Source organism: Streptomyces sp. NPDC008137, from assembly GCF_042957035.1.
GTDB lineage: Bacteria > Actinomycetota > Actinomycetes > Streptomycetales > Streptomycetaceae > Streptomyces.
Genome location: NZ_JBIBHN010000035.1, coordinates 46,276 through 62,456 on the forward strand (window position 1 = coordinate 46,276; position 16,181 = coordinate 62,456).

General features: G+C 72.7%; 20 protein-coding genes. 10 read left to right on the top strand and 10 right to left on the bottom strand.

Annotation, left to right across the window (positions count from 1 at the left end; all coding sequences use genetic code 11):
- The first annotated feature begins 146 nt into the window (after window positions 1-146).
- The 6 genes from ACFZBT_RS35415 to ACFZBT_RS35440 all read left to right on the top strand — a co-directional run bounded on the left by ACFZBT_RS35415 (window position 147) and on the right by ACFZBT_RS35440 (window position 5,375).
- Window positions 147-1,142: a DJ-1/PfpI family protein gene (locus tag ACFZBT_RS35415; RefSeq protein ID WP_391112779.1), complete on the top strand. Its 996-nt coding sequence runs from the start codon at window positions 147-149 to the stop codon at window positions 1,140-1,142.
- The gene (locus ACFZBT_RS35420; RefSeq protein ID WP_391112782.1) at window positions 1,139-1,741 is read left to right on the top strand and encodes a DJ-1/PfpI family protein; all 603 of its coding nucleotides are present in this window, start codon (window positions 1,139-1,141) and stop codon (window positions 1,739-1,741) included. Before ACFZBT_RS35415 ends, ACFZBT_RS35420 begins: the two co-directional genes overlap by 4 nt.
- 54 nt (window positions 1,742-1,795) lie before the next feature.
- Window positions 1,796-2,251 carry an archease gene (locus tag ACFZBT_RS35425; RefSeq protein WP_391112785.1) on the top strand — a complete coding sequence of 152 codons (456 nt, stop codon included), beginning with the start codon at window positions 1,796-1,798 and terminating at the stop codon, window positions 2,249-2,251.
- 58 nt (window positions 2,252-2,309) lie between these two features.
- The gene (locus tag ACFZBT_RS35430; RefSeq protein WP_391112788.1) at window positions 2,310-3,416 is read left to right on the top strand and encodes a CapA family protein; all 1,107 of its coding nucleotides are present in this window, start codon (window positions 2,310-2,312) and stop codon (window positions 3,414-3,416) included.
- An 87-nt stretch (window positions 3,417-3,503) separates the two neighbouring features.
- Window positions 3,504-3,956 carry a YbhB/YbcL family Raf kinase inhibitor-like protein gene (locus tag ACFZBT_RS35435; protein WP_391112791.1) on the top strand — a complete coding sequence of 151 codons (453 nt, stop codon included), beginning with the start codon at window positions 3,504-3,506 and terminating at the stop codon, window positions 3,954-3,956.
- 153 nt (window positions 3,957-4,109) lie between these two features.
- The gene (locus ACFZBT_RS35440) at window positions 4,110-5,375 is read left to right on the top strand and encodes an MFS transporter (protein WP_391112795.1); all 1,266 of its coding nucleotides are present in this window, start codon (window positions 4,110-4,112) and stop codon (window positions 5,373-5,375) included.
- Window positions 5,376-5,384: 9 nt separating this feature from the next.
- Here ACFZBT_RS35440 and ACFZBT_RS35445 read toward each other — a convergent pair whose 3' ends face one another.
- Genes ACFZBT_RS35445 through ACFZBT_RS35455 form a run of 3 tightly spaced genes read right to left on the bottom strand, consistent with a single transcriptional unit; the run spans window position 5,385 to window position 6,783 of the window.
- Window positions 5,385-5,942 carry a hypothetical protein gene (locus tag ACFZBT_RS35445; protein ID WP_391112798.1) on the bottom strand — a complete coding sequence of 186 codons (558 nt, stop codon included), beginning with the start codon at window positions 5,940-5,942 and terminating at the stop codon, window positions 5,385-5,387.
- Window positions 5,943-5,948: 6 nt separating this feature from the next.
- Entirely contained in the window at window positions 5,949-6,302 is a 354-nt protein-coding gene (locus ACFZBT_RS35450) for a hypothetical protein (protein WP_391112801.1), read from the bottom strand.
- Window positions 6,303-6,354: 52 nt separating this feature from the next.
- Window positions 6,355-6,783 (bottom strand): VOC family protein, encoded by a 429-nt coding sequence (locus tag ACFZBT_RS35455; RefSeq protein WP_391112804.1) that lies wholly within the window; start codon window positions 6,781-6,783, stop codon window positions 6,355-6,357.
- A 273-nt stretch (window positions 6,784-7,056) separates the two neighbouring features.
- Here ACFZBT_RS35455 and ACFZBT_RS35460 point away from each other — a divergent pair, with 273 nt between their 5' ends.
- Both ACFZBT_RS35460 and ACFZBT_RS35465 read left to right on the top strand, forming a co-directional pair.
- Complete coding sequence (locus ACFZBT_RS35460; protein ID WP_189722426.1) at window positions 7,057-7,431, top strand: SH3 domain-containing protein; 375 nt, start codon at window positions 7,057-7,059, stop codon at window positions 7,429-7,431.
- A 52-nt stretch (window positions 7,432-7,483) separates the two neighbouring features.
- Window positions 7,484-7,861 carry a peptidase M23 gene (locus ACFZBT_RS35465; protein ID WP_391112809.1) on the top strand — a complete coding sequence of 126 codons (378 nt, stop codon included), beginning with the start codon at window positions 7,484-7,486 and terminating at the stop codon, window positions 7,859-7,861.
- Window positions 7,862-7,931: 70 nt separating this feature from the next.
- Here ACFZBT_RS35465 and ACFZBT_RS35470 read toward each other — a convergent pair whose 3' ends face one another.
- Both ACFZBT_RS35470 and ACFZBT_RS35475 read right to left on the bottom strand, forming a co-directional pair.
- Window positions 7,932-8,279: a hypothetical protein gene (locus ACFZBT_RS35470; RefSeq protein ID WP_391112812.1), complete on the bottom strand. Its 348-nt coding sequence runs from the start codon at window positions 8,277-8,279 to the stop codon at window positions 7,932-7,934.
- A gap of 41 nt (window positions 8,280-8,320) precedes the next feature.
- A complete protein-coding gene (locus tag ACFZBT_RS35475; RefSeq protein ID WP_391112815.1) occupies window positions 8,321-8,770 on the bottom strand; it encodes a hypothetical protein in 450 nt (149 codons plus the stop codon).
- A gap of 215 nt (window positions 8,771-8,985) precedes the next feature.
- On the opposite strand from ACFZBT_RS35475, the gene ACFZBT_RS35480 reads away from it, so the two are divergent.
- Window positions 8,986-10,164 carry a hypothetical protein gene (locus ACFZBT_RS35480; RefSeq protein WP_391112818.1) on the top strand — a complete coding sequence of 393 codons (1,179 nt, stop codon included), beginning with the start codon at window positions 8,986-8,988 and terminating at the stop codon, window positions 10,162-10,164.
- Window positions 10,165-10,233: 69 nt separating this feature from the next.
- Here ACFZBT_RS35480 and ACFZBT_RS35485 read toward each other — a convergent pair whose 3' ends face one another.
- From ACFZBT_RS35485 to ACFZBT_RS35500, 4 genes are all read right to left on the bottom strand, one after another.
- A complete protein-coding gene (locus ACFZBT_RS35485) occupies window positions 10,234-11,823 on the bottom strand; it encodes a protein kinase (RefSeq protein WP_391112821.1) in 1,590 nt (529 codons plus the stop codon).
- Entirely contained in the window at window positions 11,820-12,623 is an 804-nt protein-coding gene (locus ACFZBT_RS35490; RefSeq protein ID WP_391112824.1) for a serine/threonine protein kinase, read from the bottom strand. The genes ACFZBT_RS35485 and ACFZBT_RS35490 overlap by 4 nt, the downstream gene beginning before the upstream one ends.
- A 90-nt stretch (window positions 12,624-12,713) precedes the next feature.
- Window positions 12,714-13,451, bottom strand: coding sequence for a methyltransferase domain-containing protein (locus ACFZBT_RS35495; RefSeq protein WP_391112826.1), 738 nt, complete (start codon window positions 13,449-13,451; stop codon window positions 12,714-12,716).
- Between the two features lie 66 nt (window positions 13,452-13,517).
- On the bottom strand, window positions 13,518-14,420 hold the full coding sequence (locus tag ACFZBT_RS35500) for a hypothetical protein (protein WP_391112829.1): 903 nt from the start codon (window positions 14,418-14,420) through the stop codon (window positions 13,518-13,520).
- A 272-nt stretch (window positions 14,421-14,692) separates the two neighbouring features.
- Between ACFZBT_RS35500 and ACFZBT_RS35505 the strand changes: the two genes are divergently transcribed.
- Window positions 14,693-15,142 carry a spore-associated protein gene (locus ACFZBT_RS35505; protein ID WP_391112832.1) on the top strand — a complete coding sequence of 150 codons (450 nt, stop codon included), beginning with the start codon at window positions 14,693-14,695 and terminating at the stop codon, window positions 15,140-15,142.
- A 77-nt stretch (window positions 15,143-15,219) separates the two neighbouring features.
- Here ACFZBT_RS35505 and ACFZBT_RS35510 read toward each other — a convergent pair whose 3' ends face one another.
- The gene (locus ACFZBT_RS35510) at window positions 15,220-16,137 is read right to left on the bottom strand and encodes an EamA family transporter (RefSeq protein WP_391112835.1); all 918 of its coding nucleotides are present in this window, start codon (window positions 16,135-16,137) and stop codon (window positions 15,220-15,222) included.
- Window positions 16,138-16,181: the final 44 nt, after the last annotated feature.

Sequence of the window (16,181 nt, forward strand, 5' to 3'; positions counted from 1 at the left end):
TCCCTCGGTTCCCGTTGGTTCCGGTTCCCTCGGTGGGTCCTGCCGTCCGCCTACCCACGCCCCGGCGGGCGTCCCGCGTGCGGCGTGGCGCGATCTGTGGGATGCCTGTCGTTGACGCCATGCCCCGGCGGACGGAGCGTGGAAGCGTGACTCCACGTCGTATCGTCTTCGTCGTTTTCGACGGCTTCCAGCCGCTCGATCTCACCGGCCCGCACGAGGTGTTCCACGGCGCGGGCGGCTATGCCTGCGAGATCGTGGCGACCCGGGCCGGACCGGTCAGGTCGGCCGGCGGGCTGCTCGTGCACGCCGGGCACGGCGTGGCGGACCTCGACCCGGCCGCGACGGACACCCTGGTGGTGGTCGGCGGCCACGGGGTCGACCGGGCCCGGGAGGACGCGGCGTTGGTCTCCTGGATCGCCGCCGCCGCGGCCGGTGCCCGGCGCGTCGCCTCGGTGTGCAGCGGGGTGTTCCTGCTGGCGGCCGCGGGACTGCTGGACGGACGGCGGGTCACCACGCACTGGGCCCGGGAGGAGCAGCTGGCCCGGGAGCATCCCGAGGTGCGCGTGGACTGCGACCCGATCTTCGTGCGGGACGGGCGGGTGTGGACCTCGGCCGGGGTGACTTCCGGCATGGATCTGGCGCTCGCCCTGGTGGAGGACGACCTGGGCCGGGACGCCGCGCACGCGGTGGCCCGCCGGCTGGTGCTGTTCCTGCGCCGCCCGGGCGGCCAGTCGCAGTTCAGCGTGGCGCTCTGGTCGCGGCAGCCGGCGACGGACCCGGTGCGGGCCGCCGTCGGGGCGATCCACGCCGATCCGGGCGCCCGGCACGACATCGCCGCCCTCGCCGCCCACGCCGGGCTGAGCCCGCGTCACCTCCAGCGGCGCTTCACCGCCGAGCTGGGCGTGCCGCCCGCCGCGTATGTCGAGCGGGTGCGCGTCGAGGCCGCCCAGCGCGCGCTGACCGGGGGCGACGAACCGGTCGAGGCGATCGCCCGCCGCTGCGGCTTCGCCACGGCTGAGACCCTGCGCCGCACGTTCCACCGCCGGCTCGGCGTCGCGCCGTCGGACTACCGCGCCCGGTTCCGCTCCACCACGGGACCCGCCGGCGCCCATCACGTCTCAGAGGAAGGGGAAACCGTATGACGACCTACGGACTGCTGGTCTTCGAGGAAGCCGAGGAACTCGACTTCGTGGGGCCCTGGGAGGTCTTCACCGTCTCCGCCCGGCTGCGCGACGACTCCGACACGGCCGTACTGATCGCCGAGCGTCCCGGCCCGGTGCGCTGCAACAAGGGCCTGCGTGTGCTGCCCGACCACACCCTGGACGACCATCCGCCCCTGGACGTGCTGCATGTGCCGGGCGGGCGGGGCGCGCGTGAGGTCCAGCCGCACAACCCGGTGCTCACCGACTGGATCGGGAGGGCGGCGGAGCGGGCCGCCTGGGTGCACGGCGTGTGCACCGGCACCTTCCTGCTGCACGCGGCGGGTCCCGCCCGCGGACGCCGGGTGGCCACGCACTGGAGTCAGGAGGACACCTTGGAGGCGCTGGGCGACGTGACCGTCGTCCGGGACGTCCGCTACGTCGTGGACGGCAACCTGGTCACCAGCCAGGGCGTCTCGGCCGGCATCGACAGCGCGCTGTGGCTCGTCGGCCGGCTGCACGGCCGGGACCACGCGCGGGCCGTGCGCCGCTACATCCAGTACGACCCGGCGCCTCCGTACCTCGCGGACGAGCCTCTCTGACGGCCGCTGCGGCCGTCGCTGCATGGGTGGGCCGGTGTCGGGCAAGCGCAGTTCATGGGCGGTGACACGGGCGACGGCGGGCAGGGTCGGCAGCCGGGCGAGTGCGGGCACCGGGCGGTGCCGCATCCGGGTGATGTCCGGATCGAGGCGTGGGCGGCGTGCCGGGAGCACTGTCTGGCGGAAGCCGTCCTGGCGTTGGTGGAGTGCTTCGCGGACGTCTCCGGGGTGCGGGCCACCGCCGTGGACCGGGTGCGGCTGGCCGAGGCCAGCGACGACGATCTGCTGGCCACGCTGCTGGACGAGGTCATCTTCCGGTGGGAGGAGTACGGCCAGGTGCCCGTGGACGTGGAGGCTGACGAGGCCGACGGCGGCCTGGACGTGCGGCTCGCGGTCATCGGGCTCACGGACGTGGAGATCACCGGGTCGGTCCCTACGGCGGTCGCGTGGGAGGAGCTGCGGATCGGGCCGGATCCGTACGGGTGGTCGTGTGCGGTGAGGGTCGACGCCTGAGAGACCCGAGCGGGCTGAGCGGTATGAGTGGTCTGTGCGGTCGTCCTACCGTGGAGGTGTGGTCGGCGGCATCGTGACGCTGTTCCTGTGCGGTGACGTGATGCTCGGGCGCGGCGTGGACCAGATCCTGGCGCATCCCTGCCCTCCGGAACTGCGGGAGGCGTACGTCGAGGACGCGCGTTCCTACGTCCGGCTGGCGGAGTCGGCACACGGCCCGGTGCCCGCGCCCGTCCCGCCGTCCTGGCCGTGGGGCGAGGCGCTGCGCGTGCTGGACGAGTCCGCGCCGGACGCCCGGATCGTGAACCTGGAGACGTCGGTGACGAGCGGCGAGACGTTCGCGCCGGACAAGGAGATCCACTACCGGATGCACCCGGCCAACCTGCCGGCCCTGGCCGTGGCCCGGCCCGATGTGACCGTCCTCGCCAACAACCACGTCCTGGACTTCGGCCGTCCGGGCCTGCTGGAGACGCTGGCAGCGCTGGCCCGGACGGGCCTGCGGACAGCGGGAGCGGGGCGGGCCGCCGCAGAGGCGTACGCACCCGCCGCGGTGCCTCTCCCGGGCGGGCGGCGTCTGCTGGTGTTCGCCCTCGGGGCACGGTCCAGCGGCATCCCGTCCGGCTGGGCGGCGACGGCGGAGCTGCCGGGGGTCGCGTACGTGCCCGCGCTCTCGCCCGCCGCGGCCGACGCCGTGGTGCGGCATGTCCGGCGGACCGTACGGGCCGGTGATCTCACCGTCGTGTCCGTGCACTGGGGCTCCAACTGGGGCTTCCACGTCCCCCGGGAGCAGGTCCGTTTCGCACGCGCCCTGGTGGACGGCGGTGTCGACGTCGTCCACGGCCACTCCTCGCACCACCCCCGCCCGCTGGAGGTGTACCGGGACCGGCTGATCCTCTACGGCTGCGGCGACTTCGTCGACGACTACGAGGGCATCTCCGGCTACGAGGAGTACCGCGACGATCTGCGGCTCGCGTTCCTCGTCTCGGTCGAGGCGGACAGCGGACGGCTGGCCGGGCTGCGCATGGTGCCGCTGCGGGCCCGGCGGATGCGGCTGGAGCCCGCGTCCGGGGTGGACCGTGCCTGGCTGCGGACGACGCTCGACAGGATCAGCGGCGGGGTGGGCGTGACGCTGGAGCCCGACGGCTCGCTGGCCCTGGCGGACGGATGATCCGCCAGGGCCGCCCAGCCGCCCGAGCGGCCCTGGCGATCGGTCCCGAACCGCATGTCCGGGTCCCGCAGGGGTACCCCGGGCCACATGACCGGCATCGAACTCAGCAGCAACGCGTTCAACGACCACTCCTTCATCGCGCGCCGGTACTCGTACGAGGGACCGAACGTCTCCCCGCCGCTGACCTGGAGCGGCGTACCGGACGACGCGGCGGAGCTGCTCCTGCTCTGCGAGGATCCCGACGCCCCGTCGGGCACCTTCGCGCACTGGGTCGTGGTCGGCATCGACCCGCACAGCGACGGCGTCGAGGCCGGGCACTGCCCGCCGGGCGGCACGGAGCTCGTCAACGGCTACGGGCAGCAGGGCTGGGGCGGGCCGCATCCCCCGCCGGGTGACGACGCCCATCACTACTTCTTCCGGCTCTACGCCCTGTCCGAACCGTGCGTCCTGCCCGACGCGCCCGGTGCGGACCAGGTGCACGAGGAGGTCGAGAGGCGCCGGCTGGCGGACGGGACGCTGGTGGGGCTGTACCAGCGCTGACGCGGAAGTCAGGCTCCACCCACCTGACCGAGGCACAACGATTGGTTGTGGCTCGGGTGCCGGACGGTTGTTTGCCCGCCTGGCCCGGTCCTCGCTTGGATGACTCCCGGACAACACCGGGTTGTCCACGGGAGCTGGGGGTGTGCGCCGGGTATGGCGGGCAGACGGTCGCTGGGACGGCGGTTCGGGTGGCTGTGGGGTGCGTACGCGGTCAGCACGGCCGGGACCTGGCTCGCGTTCGACGCGTTCGCCCTGATCGCGGTCCTCGTGCTGCACGCCGGGCCGACGCAGGTGGCGCTGCTGGCCGCGGTGGGACCGGCGGTCGGCGCGGTGGTGTCGGTGCCGCTCGGACCGTGGGCGGAGGCCCGCCGCAAACGGCCGGTGATGATCGCGGCGGACCTGGTGCGGTGCGTGGTGCTGCTGAGCGTCCCCGTGGCGTTCGCGCTGGACCGGCTGACCTTCGGTCAGTTGCTGCTGGTGTCGGTGGCCGTGGCGGCGGCCGACATCACCTTCAACGCGGCTGCCGGGGCGTTTCTGAAGGACTTGGTGCCCCGGCGGGACCTGCTCGTCGCGAACGGGCGGTTCGAGGCGGCGAACTGGACCGCGAGCATGGTCGGACCGCCGCTGGGCGGGGCCGCGATCGGGCTGTTCGGCCCGGTGACGAGCGTGGTGGCCAACGCGGTGAGCTTTCTGCTCTCGGCGTGCGGGCTCGGGGCGATCGGCGGCGGCGAGAGACCCCCTGCCCCGCCCCTGTCCGTCGAGACCCGGCCCCGGGCGGGCGACCTGCTCGACGGCTGGCGGTACATCCTGGAGGATCCGGGCCTGCGCCCGCTGTTCTTCAACACCGTCCTGTTCAACGCCCTGGTCCTGGCGGCCTCGCCGCCGCTCCTGGTCCTGATGGTCGACCAGCTGCACTTCGCCCCCTGGCAGTACGCCCTGGCCTTCGCGGTGCCCTGCGGCGGCGGACTGCTCGGCTCCCGGCTGGCGCCGCGGCTCGTCGCGCGGTTCGGCCGGCACCGGGTCCTGCTCACGGCGGGGGTGCTCCGGTCGGGCTGGTCCCTGGGACTGGCCTTCGTCGGTCCCGGCGCGGCCGGGCTGGCGCTGGTCATGGCGGTCGAGTTCGGGCTGATCACCTGCTGCGCCGTGTTCAACCCGGTGTTCGCCACCTACCGTCTCGACCGCACCCCCGCGGGCCGGGTCACCCGCACCCTCTCCGCCTGGTCCGCCACCGGCAAGGCCGCCCTCGCGGCCGTGACCGCGCTGTGGGGCGTCCTGGCGGGTCTGACCGGCCCCCGCACGGCCATCGCCCTCGCCGGTGTCCTCCTCCTCACCACCCCGTTCCTGCTCCCCCGCCGCGACCGCGCGCCGGACGCCGACCCCGAGCCGGCTCCTCTGGCGTCGAAGCCGGACAGCGGCTGACCCGTCCGCTCAGCGTGCCTCCCGCGACGCCGGGGGCGGCGGCAGGCTCCGGGCGCGCTGATGCCAGTACTCGGCACTGCGGGACGTCTGCCTGATCACCCGGTCCGCGTCCGGCGGGGCCGGCCAGAACTGGAGCAGGTAGTGGTCGATCGGCTCGCCGCCCTCCAGGACGGAGATCTCCTCGTCCTGCGCCCGGTCCAGGTCACGACCGCAGTACCGCACCCGGTAGTCGGCCTCGGGCAACTCGAAGACGCAGAGGGGCGCGTCGCCCCACGGCCGCACCTCCACCTCGGCGGCAGCGGGCCGGAAGGAGACCTCCACCACCTCCTCCCACTCGTCGGCCTGCGGCGGCTCCACCCCGTGCACCTCGACGGTCAGATACACACGGCCGGTGTGCAGGCCGGTGGTCAGGAAGAGATACCCGGGCACGGCGGCCCCGCACAGCCCGTTGCGCTGCCCGGCCAGGGGGTCCGCGTCGCCCTCACCCATCCCGTCCGGGCGGCTCTCCACGTAGAACTGGCCGTAGTGAACGTGCAGTTCGCCGCTGTACACAGTGCGCATGGCCATCCCCGGTCAGCTCCCCATCGTGTCTTCGCCGGTCCGCCCAGCCGGTGTGACGGTGGCGAACGGGCACACGTCCCCGGGTTTCGGTGGCCGGGTCCAGGCCAGTGTGGCCAAGGCGTATCTCTCCTCGCCGTCCTCCGGCGTGGAGTCCTCGTCCAGCTCCTCCTGCAGCGGCAGTCGGAGGCCGAGCCGTTCCTCCAGGGCCGCGATCCGGGCATTCGGTGCCGGAGCGAAGCCCAGCCATCCGGCCCGCCGGGCTTCCTCGTCCGGCTCGCCTCGCGAGTCGTCGGGGCGTAACGCGTCCCCCCACTCCTCGCTCCACCGGACGAGGAAGGGCCGCCAGTCGAACATCGCATCCGTCATGACCGCGATGCTGCCAGCAGCCACTGACAACGCCCCTCGTCCGGGGCCCGGCTCAGACCGCCCCGGGCACGTCCTCCGTGACGCCGTTCAGCGGGGAGGCCGGGTCGGCGCCGTAGGGGCGGGTGATGATCTCCAGGCCGTGGCCCGCCGGGTCGAGGAAGTACACGCCCCGGCCCCCGTCGTGGCGGTTGATCCGGCGCGGCTGGTTGCCGTGCGGGTCGGCCTGGATGGGGATCCGGGCCGCGACGAGACGGGCGAGGGCCTCGTCGAACTCTTCCTCGGAGACGAGGAACGCGTAGTGCTGCATGGGAATGTCGGCGTCGATGGTGAGGAAGTCCAGCGTGACGCCGTTGGCGGTCGTCACCGGCAGGAACACTCCGGCCGGTGCCCCGACCTCGAGTCCCAGGATCTCCGCGAGGAAACGAGCGGACTTCTCCCGGTCCCGGGACAGAACGATGGTGTGATTGAACTCGACTGACACTGGTCAATGCCTCCACGGGCATCTCCGCGGCGCCTCCATGCCTCACCCGGACGGTGACCGGCACGCGATGCCGCGCCGTGGATCGTAGACAGAGGTCGTGAGGGGCGTCGAGCGGTTTTCGGCCGCTTACGGCAGGGTGGCCGAACGCCCCCGTCCCTGCCGTCCCGGCCGACCCTGACAATTGTCAGGGACCGTGTCGCCCCGGGTCTCCCTACATTACTGAGCGTCGGCCACGAGCCGCACCGCCGCACATCAGTTCAGGGGGAACTCGACATGTCCACTCGCATCTTCGCCAGGGCCGCGCTCGTCGGCGCCGGGGCGCTCGCGCTGCTCGGCCCGCTCACCGCGGGAACCGCCGCGGCGTCGGCCGCCGGCCAGGAGGGCGTCGCCCGCGTCAAGGCGGCACCCTACGCGGTCGTGCCGTACGAGAACGTCAACGTCCGCTACGGGCCGGGGACTTCCTACGGCAAGATCACCACGAGCCCGGCGGGTCAGCCGCTCGGCGCCTACTGCTGGACCCGTGGCGAGCGCATCACCGACAACGGCTACAGCAACGACGTCTGGGTGAAGCTCCTGGAGGGATATGTCAGCGCCGTGTACCTCAAGGGCAACGAGTACGGCGACCTGCCGTCCTCGGCGCGCTGCTGACCCGGGCCATGACCACTCCCGACCACATCAACGTCCTACGGGGGACAGACACATGAAGCGACTGATCAGCCGTACCACCATGGGCCTCGCCGCCGTCGCGCTCACCGTCGGCGCGCTCGCCGGCACCGCCCACGCGGCCCCGGCCGCCGCGGCGAACAGCGGCGACCCGACCCTCACCGACGTCTACATCTGGGCCACCGACGTCAACCTGCGCCAGCAGCCGACCACCGAGTCCCCGCGTCTCGCGGTCCGTTCGAAGTGGTGGGGGGACGCCGTGTGCCAGACGCAGGGCCAGCGGGTGCACGACCCGGCCGTGGGCACCAACAACTGGTGGACCGCCGTCATGGAGTTCTCGGGCAGTGACATCGCCTGGGTGAACAACCTGTACATCCGGGGCGGCGAGAAGATCGCCGGAGTCCCGGACTGCTGACGCGCCCTTCGCTCCACAAGCCCGCGGCGGGTCACCGGGTGATCGGTGCCCCGCCGCAGGCCCCTGCCGGTCAGCAGTAGCCCATCGGGCCCATGTCCGTGTAGAAGACGTAGTCGACCTTGACCCACCCGGTGACGTTGCCCCGGTGGGTGGTCAGGTAGATCCAGTGGCCGTCGCCGTTCCAGCAGTGCGCGGTGAACGTCTCGCGGAAATACCCCTGGCCGTGGATCGTTCCGTCCACGGGCCTGCTGCGGATGTTGACGCCGTCACCGAGGAAGTAGCCGCCCCGGGACTGTACTTGCTGGGTAGACATACCCGAATCGGGCGCCTGCTCACGGGCGTTGGCGGTGACGGGCGACAGCATCAGGGCCGCGCCCGCCAGGGCGAGACATGCCGCGTGCCGGAGGTGTCTGCGCATGACTGACTCCTTCTTGTCGTCCTGTGTGGTGTGGGTGCGGCTCAGTACCAGCCGGTCGAGGTCAGGTCGTGGCCGTCGCACGAGAGCAGCGCGCGCGAGACGCGGCCGTTGAGGTTGTTGCCCATCTGTGTGTAGGCGTAGTTGATGCCGGAGTCGACGGTCTCGGAGACCCATCCGTCGACCCGCGCCGCGCCACTGTTGGATCGCTGCAGCACGGCCGCACAGCCGGGCCGGGAACTCTCGATCCGGGCGAAAGAACCGCACTTGTCGGAGTAGAAGTACTTCAGGGCCATGCCTTCGGCGTACTTGGTGGGCCCGATCTGCCGGAACGAGCCCGAGCAGAACGAGGTGGTGGGGTACTGCCCCTCCTGGCCGTAGGCCCCGTAGTTGCCGCCCGAGTACGGCGCGGCCTGGGCGGAGGTGGGGAGGAGCGCCATCAGCGCGGCGGCGCCCCCGGCGGCCAGCAGTGTCCTGAGCGATCGGCGGCTCATGAGCTCTCTTTCGTCGTCGACGGGTGGTCTGGTCGTGACCGTAAGGGCCGTCACCACATCCCCGACACCTGACACTTATCAGGGTCGAAGCCCCACGTCGTCTCGTTCGAGGGACTCCCTGACATACGTCAGGACCGCCCGCACCCCGCCTCCTCCTAATGTGGCGGCGCGGGGGCAGGTCCCGCCGGACACTCGGGCGACCATGAAGGGCAACCATGCGCACACTCCTGCGCGGCGCCGCCGCACTCGCGACCGTCGTCACGATCGTTTCGCTGCCGGGCGGCGCGACGGCGGTTCCCCGCCCGGCCGCGGCCGTTCAGGCCGCCCGGAGCGCCGAGGCCGTCCAGATCCCCGACGGTGTCACCGCCGGGGTCGCGGTCTTCGACCGCCGCACCGGCACGTTCACCGAACAGGTCGACGAGAGCGCGCGGTTCCGGTCCGCGTCGGTCGTCAAACTGCTCCTGGCCCTGGACTTCCTGTGGGACCGTGGGCCCGACTACACCGTCCCCGAGGCCGACCGGGCCCGGCTGGAGCCGATGCTCCGCAGCAGCTGGGACGATGCCGCGGACCACTACTGGTCGGACTACGGCGGCCCGGCGATCATCGACCGGATGTCCGACCGGCTCGGCCTGCGCGACACCGCGCCACCGCCCGCCGGGTACGAGGGCTACTGGGGCTACACCGCCCTGTCGGCCCGCGACACCGTGGCGATCTACCGCTACCTCCTGGACAAGGCGCCCGCGCCCGTCCGTGACTTCGTCATGGACAATCTGCGCCGCTCCACGCGCTGCGCCTCGGACCGCTTCGACCAGCACTTCGGGATCGCCGGTTCGTTCGAGCGTCCCTGGGCGGTGAAGCAGGGCTGGTCCGGGACGTACGCGAAGGGGACGTGCGGCGCCTCGGGTGCGACGGTCGCGTCGGAACCGGCTGCCGCACCGGGTGCCAGGGCCGCCGCAGCCGTCGATCTCACCCGTCCCGCGCTGCACACCACCGGCACGGTGGGTGCGGACGACCGGGCCATCGTGGCCGTGCTGACGCTGCATCCGGCCGGGACGTCGTACGGCAAGGCCTACGCCGACGTCGGCCGGCTGACCCGCTCGCTGAACGTGCCGGGCGGGACGCGGCCCTCGGGGTCCTGGTTCGGCACCTGGGGCGAGTTCGTGAACGTCCGCAGGGGCCCGGCCACCGGCGACGCCCGCATCACGCAGCTCCCGGCCGGGGTCGAGGTGCTGGTGGGCTGTCAGGTCCTGGGCCAGGTGGTCAGCGTGCCGCCCTACACCAACGAGTGGTGGGCCTACCTGCCCCAGTACGGGGGCTACATCTCCAACATCTACGTCAGCTCGCCGGACAACCGGCTGCCGAACGTCCCGGAGTGCGGCCCGGCTCGGCCGTGACGGGAACGGGGGACGAGCGGTGGGCGGGGCCCTGACGGGTCACGCCCACCGCTCGCGTGTGCCCGGGGGTCAGCGCTCGTACTCGGCCAGGTAGCGCAGCACCTCGTCCACGTGCGGCCGTACCCGGGCCGGGACGCCGCCCTCCTCGATGACGGTGCGGTCGCTGGTGCGGTAGCCGGCCGCGACCAGCGCGGGCAGGTCCTTCTTCGGCAGTCCGGCCTGTTTGAAGCGCTGGTCGAGCCAGCACACGTAGAGGCTCATCGTGGAGATCGCGTCCGGCGGCGACATGTGGTCCTTGTCGCCGTCGCCGTCCCCGTCCACCGCCCAGGCGCGGAACACCGACGGGGTCCACATGGCGATGCCGTACTCCTCGCTCTGCGGGCGGGACGCGTTCGTGTCGAACCCGCTCTCCGCCTTGATCAGCGCGGCGAGCAGGACGGGCGTGATCTCCTCGTCGGTGCAGCGGTGGGCGGCGCGGGCGATGACGGGGCGCAGCGCCTCGGGTACGTCGGAGTCCGCGGGTATCTCACCCGGCACCGGTCTGCGCGCGTCGGTGACGGTGGCGGAGACACCGTTGTCACGGTCGTCGTCCCGGGTGCCGGTGCCCCCGCCCAGCAGGGCCACCCCGGCTACGACCGCTCCGGCGGTCAGGACGACGAGCCCGGCCGTGACGGCCGGCACCAGACGGCGCTGGCGGCGGCGCGGACCGCCGGTGATGTCCTCGACCCGGGCGGCGATGCCGGACGCGGTGTGCGGGAGGCGAGCGGTGTGGTCCGGGGCCAGGCAGTCGGCGATCAGCCGCCGCGTGTCGTCGCCGAGGCCGGCGTCGAGCCGCAGGGGCGCGGTGCCGCGTGCGTAGGTCTGGGCGGCGAGCGAGCGGGCCCGGGCCGTCGCGCCCGCGAAGGGATGGAGTCCGCCGGTGAGCACCTGGTGGGCGAGGACGCCGAAGGCCCAGATGTCGGCGGTGGGCCGGACCACGGCGCCCTGGGTGCCGGTGCGCTGGGACCACCACTCGGGCGGCAGATGGTCGAGGGTGCCGAGCGGCGGCAGATGGGCGTGGGTGCCGTCGAGTTCGGTGGCGAGACCGAAGTCCGCCAGCCACACCTGCCCGGCCGGGCCCAGCAGGACGTTGGCGGGTTTGAGGTCGCCGTGCACCCAGCCGGCGTCGTGCATATGGGCCAGTCCGGCGGCGACTCCGCGCAGGACGCGCTCGGCACCGTCGATGGGCCGGCCGTTGCCCGCGGCGTCCAGTACGTCCTTCAGGCTGGCCTCGGCACGGTCCATCACCAGCGCTATCGCACCGTCCAGGGCGGGCAGCTCCGGGGCGTCGACCGTGCACACGGCGTGGGTCCGGACGAGGTGGGGGTGGTCGGCCTCCGCGCTGAAACGGACCTCGCGTGCCACGAGTTCACCGAGCGCGGCGCGCTGGCCGGGCCCCAGGGCACCGGTCGGCAGCACCTTCACCGCCAGGGGTGTGCCGTCGGCGACCGTACGGGCCTCGTACACGGTCCCCCAGCCGCCGGAGCCGATGACCGCGCCGATCTCCCAGCCCTCGATCCGGAACCCCTCGGGGAGGCGGGGGCGGGGCGCCTCCAGGTCGTCGTCCTGGGACCGGGAGTCCTGTGAGTCCCGGGGATCCTGTGCGTCGGGGGTCGTCATGCGTCGGCCTCCTGCGGGGTGAGGCGGCCCGCGCTGCGGGGCGGCAGCAGGCCGAGGTGCTCCTCGCGCACGAGGCCGAAGCGCAGGGCGACCGAGGCGAGCCGGGTGCGCTTGGCGCCGGTGCGGGCGCCGTCGGCTCCGGTCGCGCTCTCCTCGCCGAGATCCAGGCGCAGTTTGGCGAAGGCGAGGTAGTCGATGTGGTAGTTGACCGCGGAGCGGGTCAGGTCCCGGCAGGACTCCAGCGGACGCAGCCGCTCCACGATCTGGCCGACGCCCGGCAGCGCCGAGTCGGAGGGGTCGCGCAGCCGGGGCTCGCACAGGGCCACCAGGACGAGGAAGTACTTGGACGTGGGGTCGAGGGCGAAGGGGTGGACGGTCTGTTCACCGCCGCCCGGCGAGGACCGCTCGCCGAGGTAGGCGTGCTGGGGTGCGAACACCTTGAAGGCGGCGTTGCCGGACAGGGCAGGGAGCACCACCCGGGAGAACTCGAAGGGCACGGGCGCGCCGAGGCGCCCTGGGGCGACGGTGAGGTACTCGCCGGCTCCCTCCAGGTTCTCCACGACATACGACACGCTGCGGCTGAAGTTGGACAGCCGCCAGTAGTCCCCGGCCGCCTCGAGCTGCCCGGCGCGGCGGGAGACGCCGGGGTCGGTCAGGGTGATGAGCACCCCCGCGCCGCCGGGTGTGCCGCGTCCGAAGTCGGCGATGTCCCCGGGCCCCAGGTGGATCAGTTCGGGACTGCCCGTCTCGTCCGCACCCCAGGGGGCGGGACCGGGCAACTGCACGATGATCGTTTCCACAACAGGATGTCCCCCGATGCTGACGGCCCCCGATTTGGTCGCGAGGATTGTACGGGCGGATTCCGGTTGCGCAGAGCCACCGGGGCCGTCTCAGTGAGCCTTTTCCGGACGTCGTGCGACGAACACGTACTCCCTCCCCGGCCGGTCGGGCGCGTCGCGTACGTCCTCCACCACGAAGCCCTGGGCGACGAGTTCGGTCTCGACCTCCCGCCGCTCGCGGAAGCGCAGCGTCGACCGCGAGGTCAGCACCTGTCCGTCCGCGGCGAACCGATAGACCTGACGGAACGTCACCAACGGGCCGGACACATCGAGCAGTTCGACCCAGTACTCGACGGGGCCGGTTCCGGGGACCTCCGTCACGGCGTATGTGGCCTCGCGATTCCACTCCTCCCAGGCGCGGCGAGCCGGGTTCCGGGTCTCGAAGACCAGGCGCCCGCCCGGCCGCAGAGCCGCCCGGGCCCCTCGCAGGAACGCGCGCCAGTCCTCGGGGCCGGTGATCTCCTGGGCGGCGTTGCCCGTCATCGTCGCGAGGTCGGCGGTCAGGGGTGGCAGGGTCGTCGCGTCGCCGTGGATCCACCGCACCCGCTCGGCGCCCGGCTTGCCGCGGGCCACGTCCAGGGACGCCCCGGCGGGATCGACGCCCACGGCCTGGATACCGCGTGCGGCCAGGCGCAGCGCGAACACGCCTGTCCCGCAGCCGATGTCGAGGACCTGACGCGCCCCGAACTCCTCCGTCATGCGCAGATACGGGTCGAGGTCGCCGCGGTCGGGGTCGAGCGGGTCGTAGACCGCGGCGAGCCGCGGATGCCGGAAGCACTCGTCAGCCATACGCGCGAAGGTAGGGAGAGCGAGCCGGGAGCGGCCACCGGTTTTCCGCGGCCGCCCTGTCGTCATTCAGCCGAGGCAGATGACGAGCAGGCAGAGCTCCTTCGGCTTCGAGTCCGAGTCGGAGCTCGAGCCCGAGGGGGCGGTCGGAGTGGGGCTCGCCGCGGGCGGGGGTGTCGTGGGCGATGCCGGCTGCCGCGAGTCCGTGCCGGTCTCGGAGGCGGGCGGTGTCGTCGGCTCGGTGGCCTTCGACGCCGACGAACCGGCGGTGCCGGTGACCGTGTCGACGGTGTCCGGGACGGTGGTCCGCTGCCGCGGGGTCGTCAGCGGCAGCTCGCGGGGCGTGGCGGCCGCGTCCGTCCGGGTGTCCTTCGGCGTGGTGCGGGGGTCGGCGGCCCGCGGCTGCTGGTGGCGCGAGGCGCGGCCGGCCTGTGGCGGAGTGGTGGGCGAGGTGCGCGGGGTCTCGTACTGGCTCGACGTCGGTTCGGTGTACGCCGGGGCCTCCCCCGCGGCGCCGCCCATGGTGGTGTCCTCCGGCGCCGTGGCCGCCTGGACGCCGGGCTTGGCGTCCCCCTTCATGGCGGCGACGGTCAGGCCGCCGCCGACCAGCGCGACAGCGGTCGCCACGACGGCCCGGCGCTGGTTCTTCTTCCAGCGGGCCAGTTGACGACGCCGGGCCGCCCGTCCCTGCTGCGGGGCCTGGTAGTCGTCGGCCGCGGCGGTGCCGGCGGACCCGTGACCGTCGGACGGGTCCGTGTCCGGGATCTCCCGGCCTGCGAACGGCCCGGGGTGGGCGAGGGGCAGGTCCCGCGTGCGGGCACGGTTCTCGTCCCACACGGTCCGGTCGTCCCACACGTTCCCGTCACGCCGGGCGGCGAGCGCGGAAGGGTCGATGTCCGGGGCGTAGGCACCGCACCCCGGGCAGACCAAGGCGCCGTTGAGGTGCCGACGGCACGAGGAGCAGTAGTCCATGTGTGGTCTTCCCGATCTGGCTGGTGAGTCGAGCCGTAACGCTAACGAGACTTTGAAAGGGCGATGTGCAGCCTGTGTGACACCCCTGCACAGATCCTCTGCGCTTCGCGTGTGCCATAAGTGACCCGTGAGTAAAGCCGGATGCGGCTGGGCACACTGCGGCTCCCCGCCGTCTCGCCTTCTTTTCCCGCGAGTTGGCGCACAACCCTTTGGGCGGCCTGCGGGTCACACCATGCAGGAGCAACCACCTCGAAGAGTTGCAAGGGGGAAATATGAGATTCACCCGTTCCGTCCTGGCCGCGTCCGCCGTGGCGGCGCTGTCGCTGGGGACCATGACCACCCTGGCGTCGCCCGCCTCCGCCGCACCCAACACCACCCCGCAGAAGGTGTGCGGCAGCGGCTACAAGACCGTGAACTCGGCGGCCGTCGGCTCGCTCGGCACGATCTACCTCACGTACAACGCGTCCAACGGACACAACTGCGTCACGACCATCCGCAACAACCCGGGAACGGCCGTGGACATGTCCGCGTACGTCTGGGTCCCCGACACCGAGGAAGGCGACTCGGACGCGGGGCTCTTCAAGTCGTACGCCGGACCGACCTACGTCCGCGGCAAGGGCCACTGCGTCGACTGGGGCGGCAGCATCTCCAATGTGTACGTCCAGGTGGTCGGCTCCAACTGCGGCTCCCTGAAGGAACACCGGACCACCTTCACCCGCTGACCCCCCTCCAGCCGGGTCACCACTCCCCTGCCGCGCGTGCGCGGGGGACCGTGGTGGCCCGGTTCTTCACGCGGGGCTCAGGCGCGTGACGTGAGGGTGCTGAGCGCGTTGGCCGCCACGATGGCCGCGATGGCGGCCGATTCCATCCAGCCCAGGTTCTGGCCGAGGACGAGCCGGCCGACCAGGGCGGCCAGCACCGGGTTGACGCTCATGAAGAGCCCGAAGACCCGGGCCGGGACATGGCGCAGGGTGAGAAGGTCCGCCAGGTACGGGACGGCCGAGGACAGGACGCCGGCCACCAGGGCGTAGGCCACGGACCCCGCGGTCGGCGGATGGTCGACGACGAGGACGATCCCGACCGGCAGGAACATCAGGGCGGAGACCCCGGCCGCGGCGGCCGATCCCTGCACTCCGGGGATGCGCCGGCCGACGGTGCGGTTGAGCAGGATGTACGACGCCCAGCAGACGGCGGCCAGCAGTCCGAGACCCATTCCCAGGTAGTCGGTGGAGGGCCCCGGCCGCATCAGGGTGACGACGCCTGCCGCGGCGATCAGCGCGCAGCAGGCGTCGACGCGGCGGCGCGACGCGGCGAGGGCGATGCTCAGAGGACCGAGGAATTCCAGGGTCACCGCGAGGCCGAGGCCGATGCGGTCGACGGCGCTGTACAAGGACAGGTTCATCGTCCCGAACACCAGGGCCAGCAGCAGGACCGGCCACCACTGCCGCTTGGTGAAGGTACGCGGGCGGGGGCGGCCGACGGCCATCAGGACGATCGCGGCGACGTACTGGCGCACGGCGACGACACCGACCGGTCCGAGGACGGGGAAGGCCAGGGAACCGATCGCGGCCCCGGCCTGATTGGACAGTCCGCTGCCGAACATGGTGACCACACCGGCGAGGCGCCCGCCAGGGTCCGGGGTGCCGAGTTCCGGGGCGGAGGACGCCGTGACGGTTCCCTGCGCGGGCGCCGGCGTCGGTGCGGAGGCTGCGTACATGACCCGATCCTGAGACGGCCCGGGGGTTGCGCAAAATACATCCG

Excerpts from the sequence above, each read along its gene's own strand:
- ACFZBT_RS35420 (WP_391112782.1), top strand. The coding sequence starts at position 1,139 with ATGACGACCTACGGACTGCTGGTCTTCGAGGAAGCCGAGGAACTCGAC.
- ACFZBT_RS35425 (WP_391112785.1), top strand. The coding sequence starts at position 1,796 with ATGGGCGGTGACACGGGCGACGGCGGGCAGGGTCGGCAGCCGGGCGAG.
- ACFZBT_RS35435 (WP_391112791.1), top strand. The coding sequence starts at position 3,504 with ATGACCGGCATCGAACTCAGCAGCAACGCGTTCAACGACCACTCCTTC.
- ACFZBT_RS35440 (WP_391112795.1), top strand. The coding sequence starts at position 4,110 with ATGGCGGGCAGACGGTCGCTGGGACGGCGGTTCGGGTGGCTGTGGGGT.
- ACFZBT_RS35445 (WP_391112798.1), bottom strand. The coding sequence starts at position 5,942 with ATGGCCATGCGCACTGTGTACAGCGGCGAACTGCACGTTCACTACGGC.
- ACFZBT_RS35450 (WP_391112801.1), bottom strand. The coding sequence starts at position 6,302 with ATGACGGATGCGATGTTCGACTGGCGGCCCTTCCTCGTCCGGTGGAGC.
- ACFZBT_RS35460 (WP_189722426.1), top strand. The coding sequence starts at position 7,057 with ATGTCCACTCGCATCTTCGCCAGGGCCGCGCTCGTCGGCGCCGGGGCG.
- ACFZBT_RS35465 (WP_391112809.1), top strand. The coding sequence starts at position 7,484 with ATGAAGCGACTGATCAGCCGTACCACCATGGGCCTCGCCGCCGTCGCG.
- ACFZBT_RS35470 (WP_391112812.1), bottom strand. The coding sequence starts at position 8,279 with ATGCGCAGACACCTCCGGCACGCGGCATGTCTCGCCCTGGCGGGCGCG.
- ACFZBT_RS35475 (WP_391112815.1), bottom strand. The coding sequence starts at position 8,770 with ATGAGCCGCCGATCGCTCAGGACACTGCTGGCCGCCGGGGGCGCCGCC.
- ACFZBT_RS35480 (WP_391112818.1), top strand. The coding sequence starts at position 8,986 with ATGCGCACACTCCTGCGCGGCGCCGCCGCACTCGCGACCGTCGTCACG.
- ACFZBT_RS35485 (WP_391112821.1), bottom strand. The coding sequence starts at position 11,823 with ATGACGACCCCCGACGCACAGGATCCCCGGGACTCACAGGACTCCCGG.
- ACFZBT_RS35495 (WP_391112826.1), bottom strand. The coding sequence starts at position 13,451 with ATGGCTGACGAGTGCTTCCGGCATCCGCGGCTCGCCGCGGTCTACGAC.
- ACFZBT_RS35500 (WP_391112829.1), bottom strand. The coding sequence starts at position 14,420 with ATGGACTACTGCTCCTCGTGCCGTCGGCACCTCAACGGCGCCTTGGTC.
- ACFZBT_RS35505 (WP_391112832.1), top strand. The coding sequence starts at position 14,693 with ATGAGATTCACCCGTTCCGTCCTGGCCGCGTCCGCCGTGGCGGCGCTG.
- ACFZBT_RS35510 (WP_391112835.1), bottom strand. The coding sequence starts at position 16,137 with ATGTACGCAGCCTCCGCACCGACGCCGGCGCCCGCGCAGGGAACCGTC.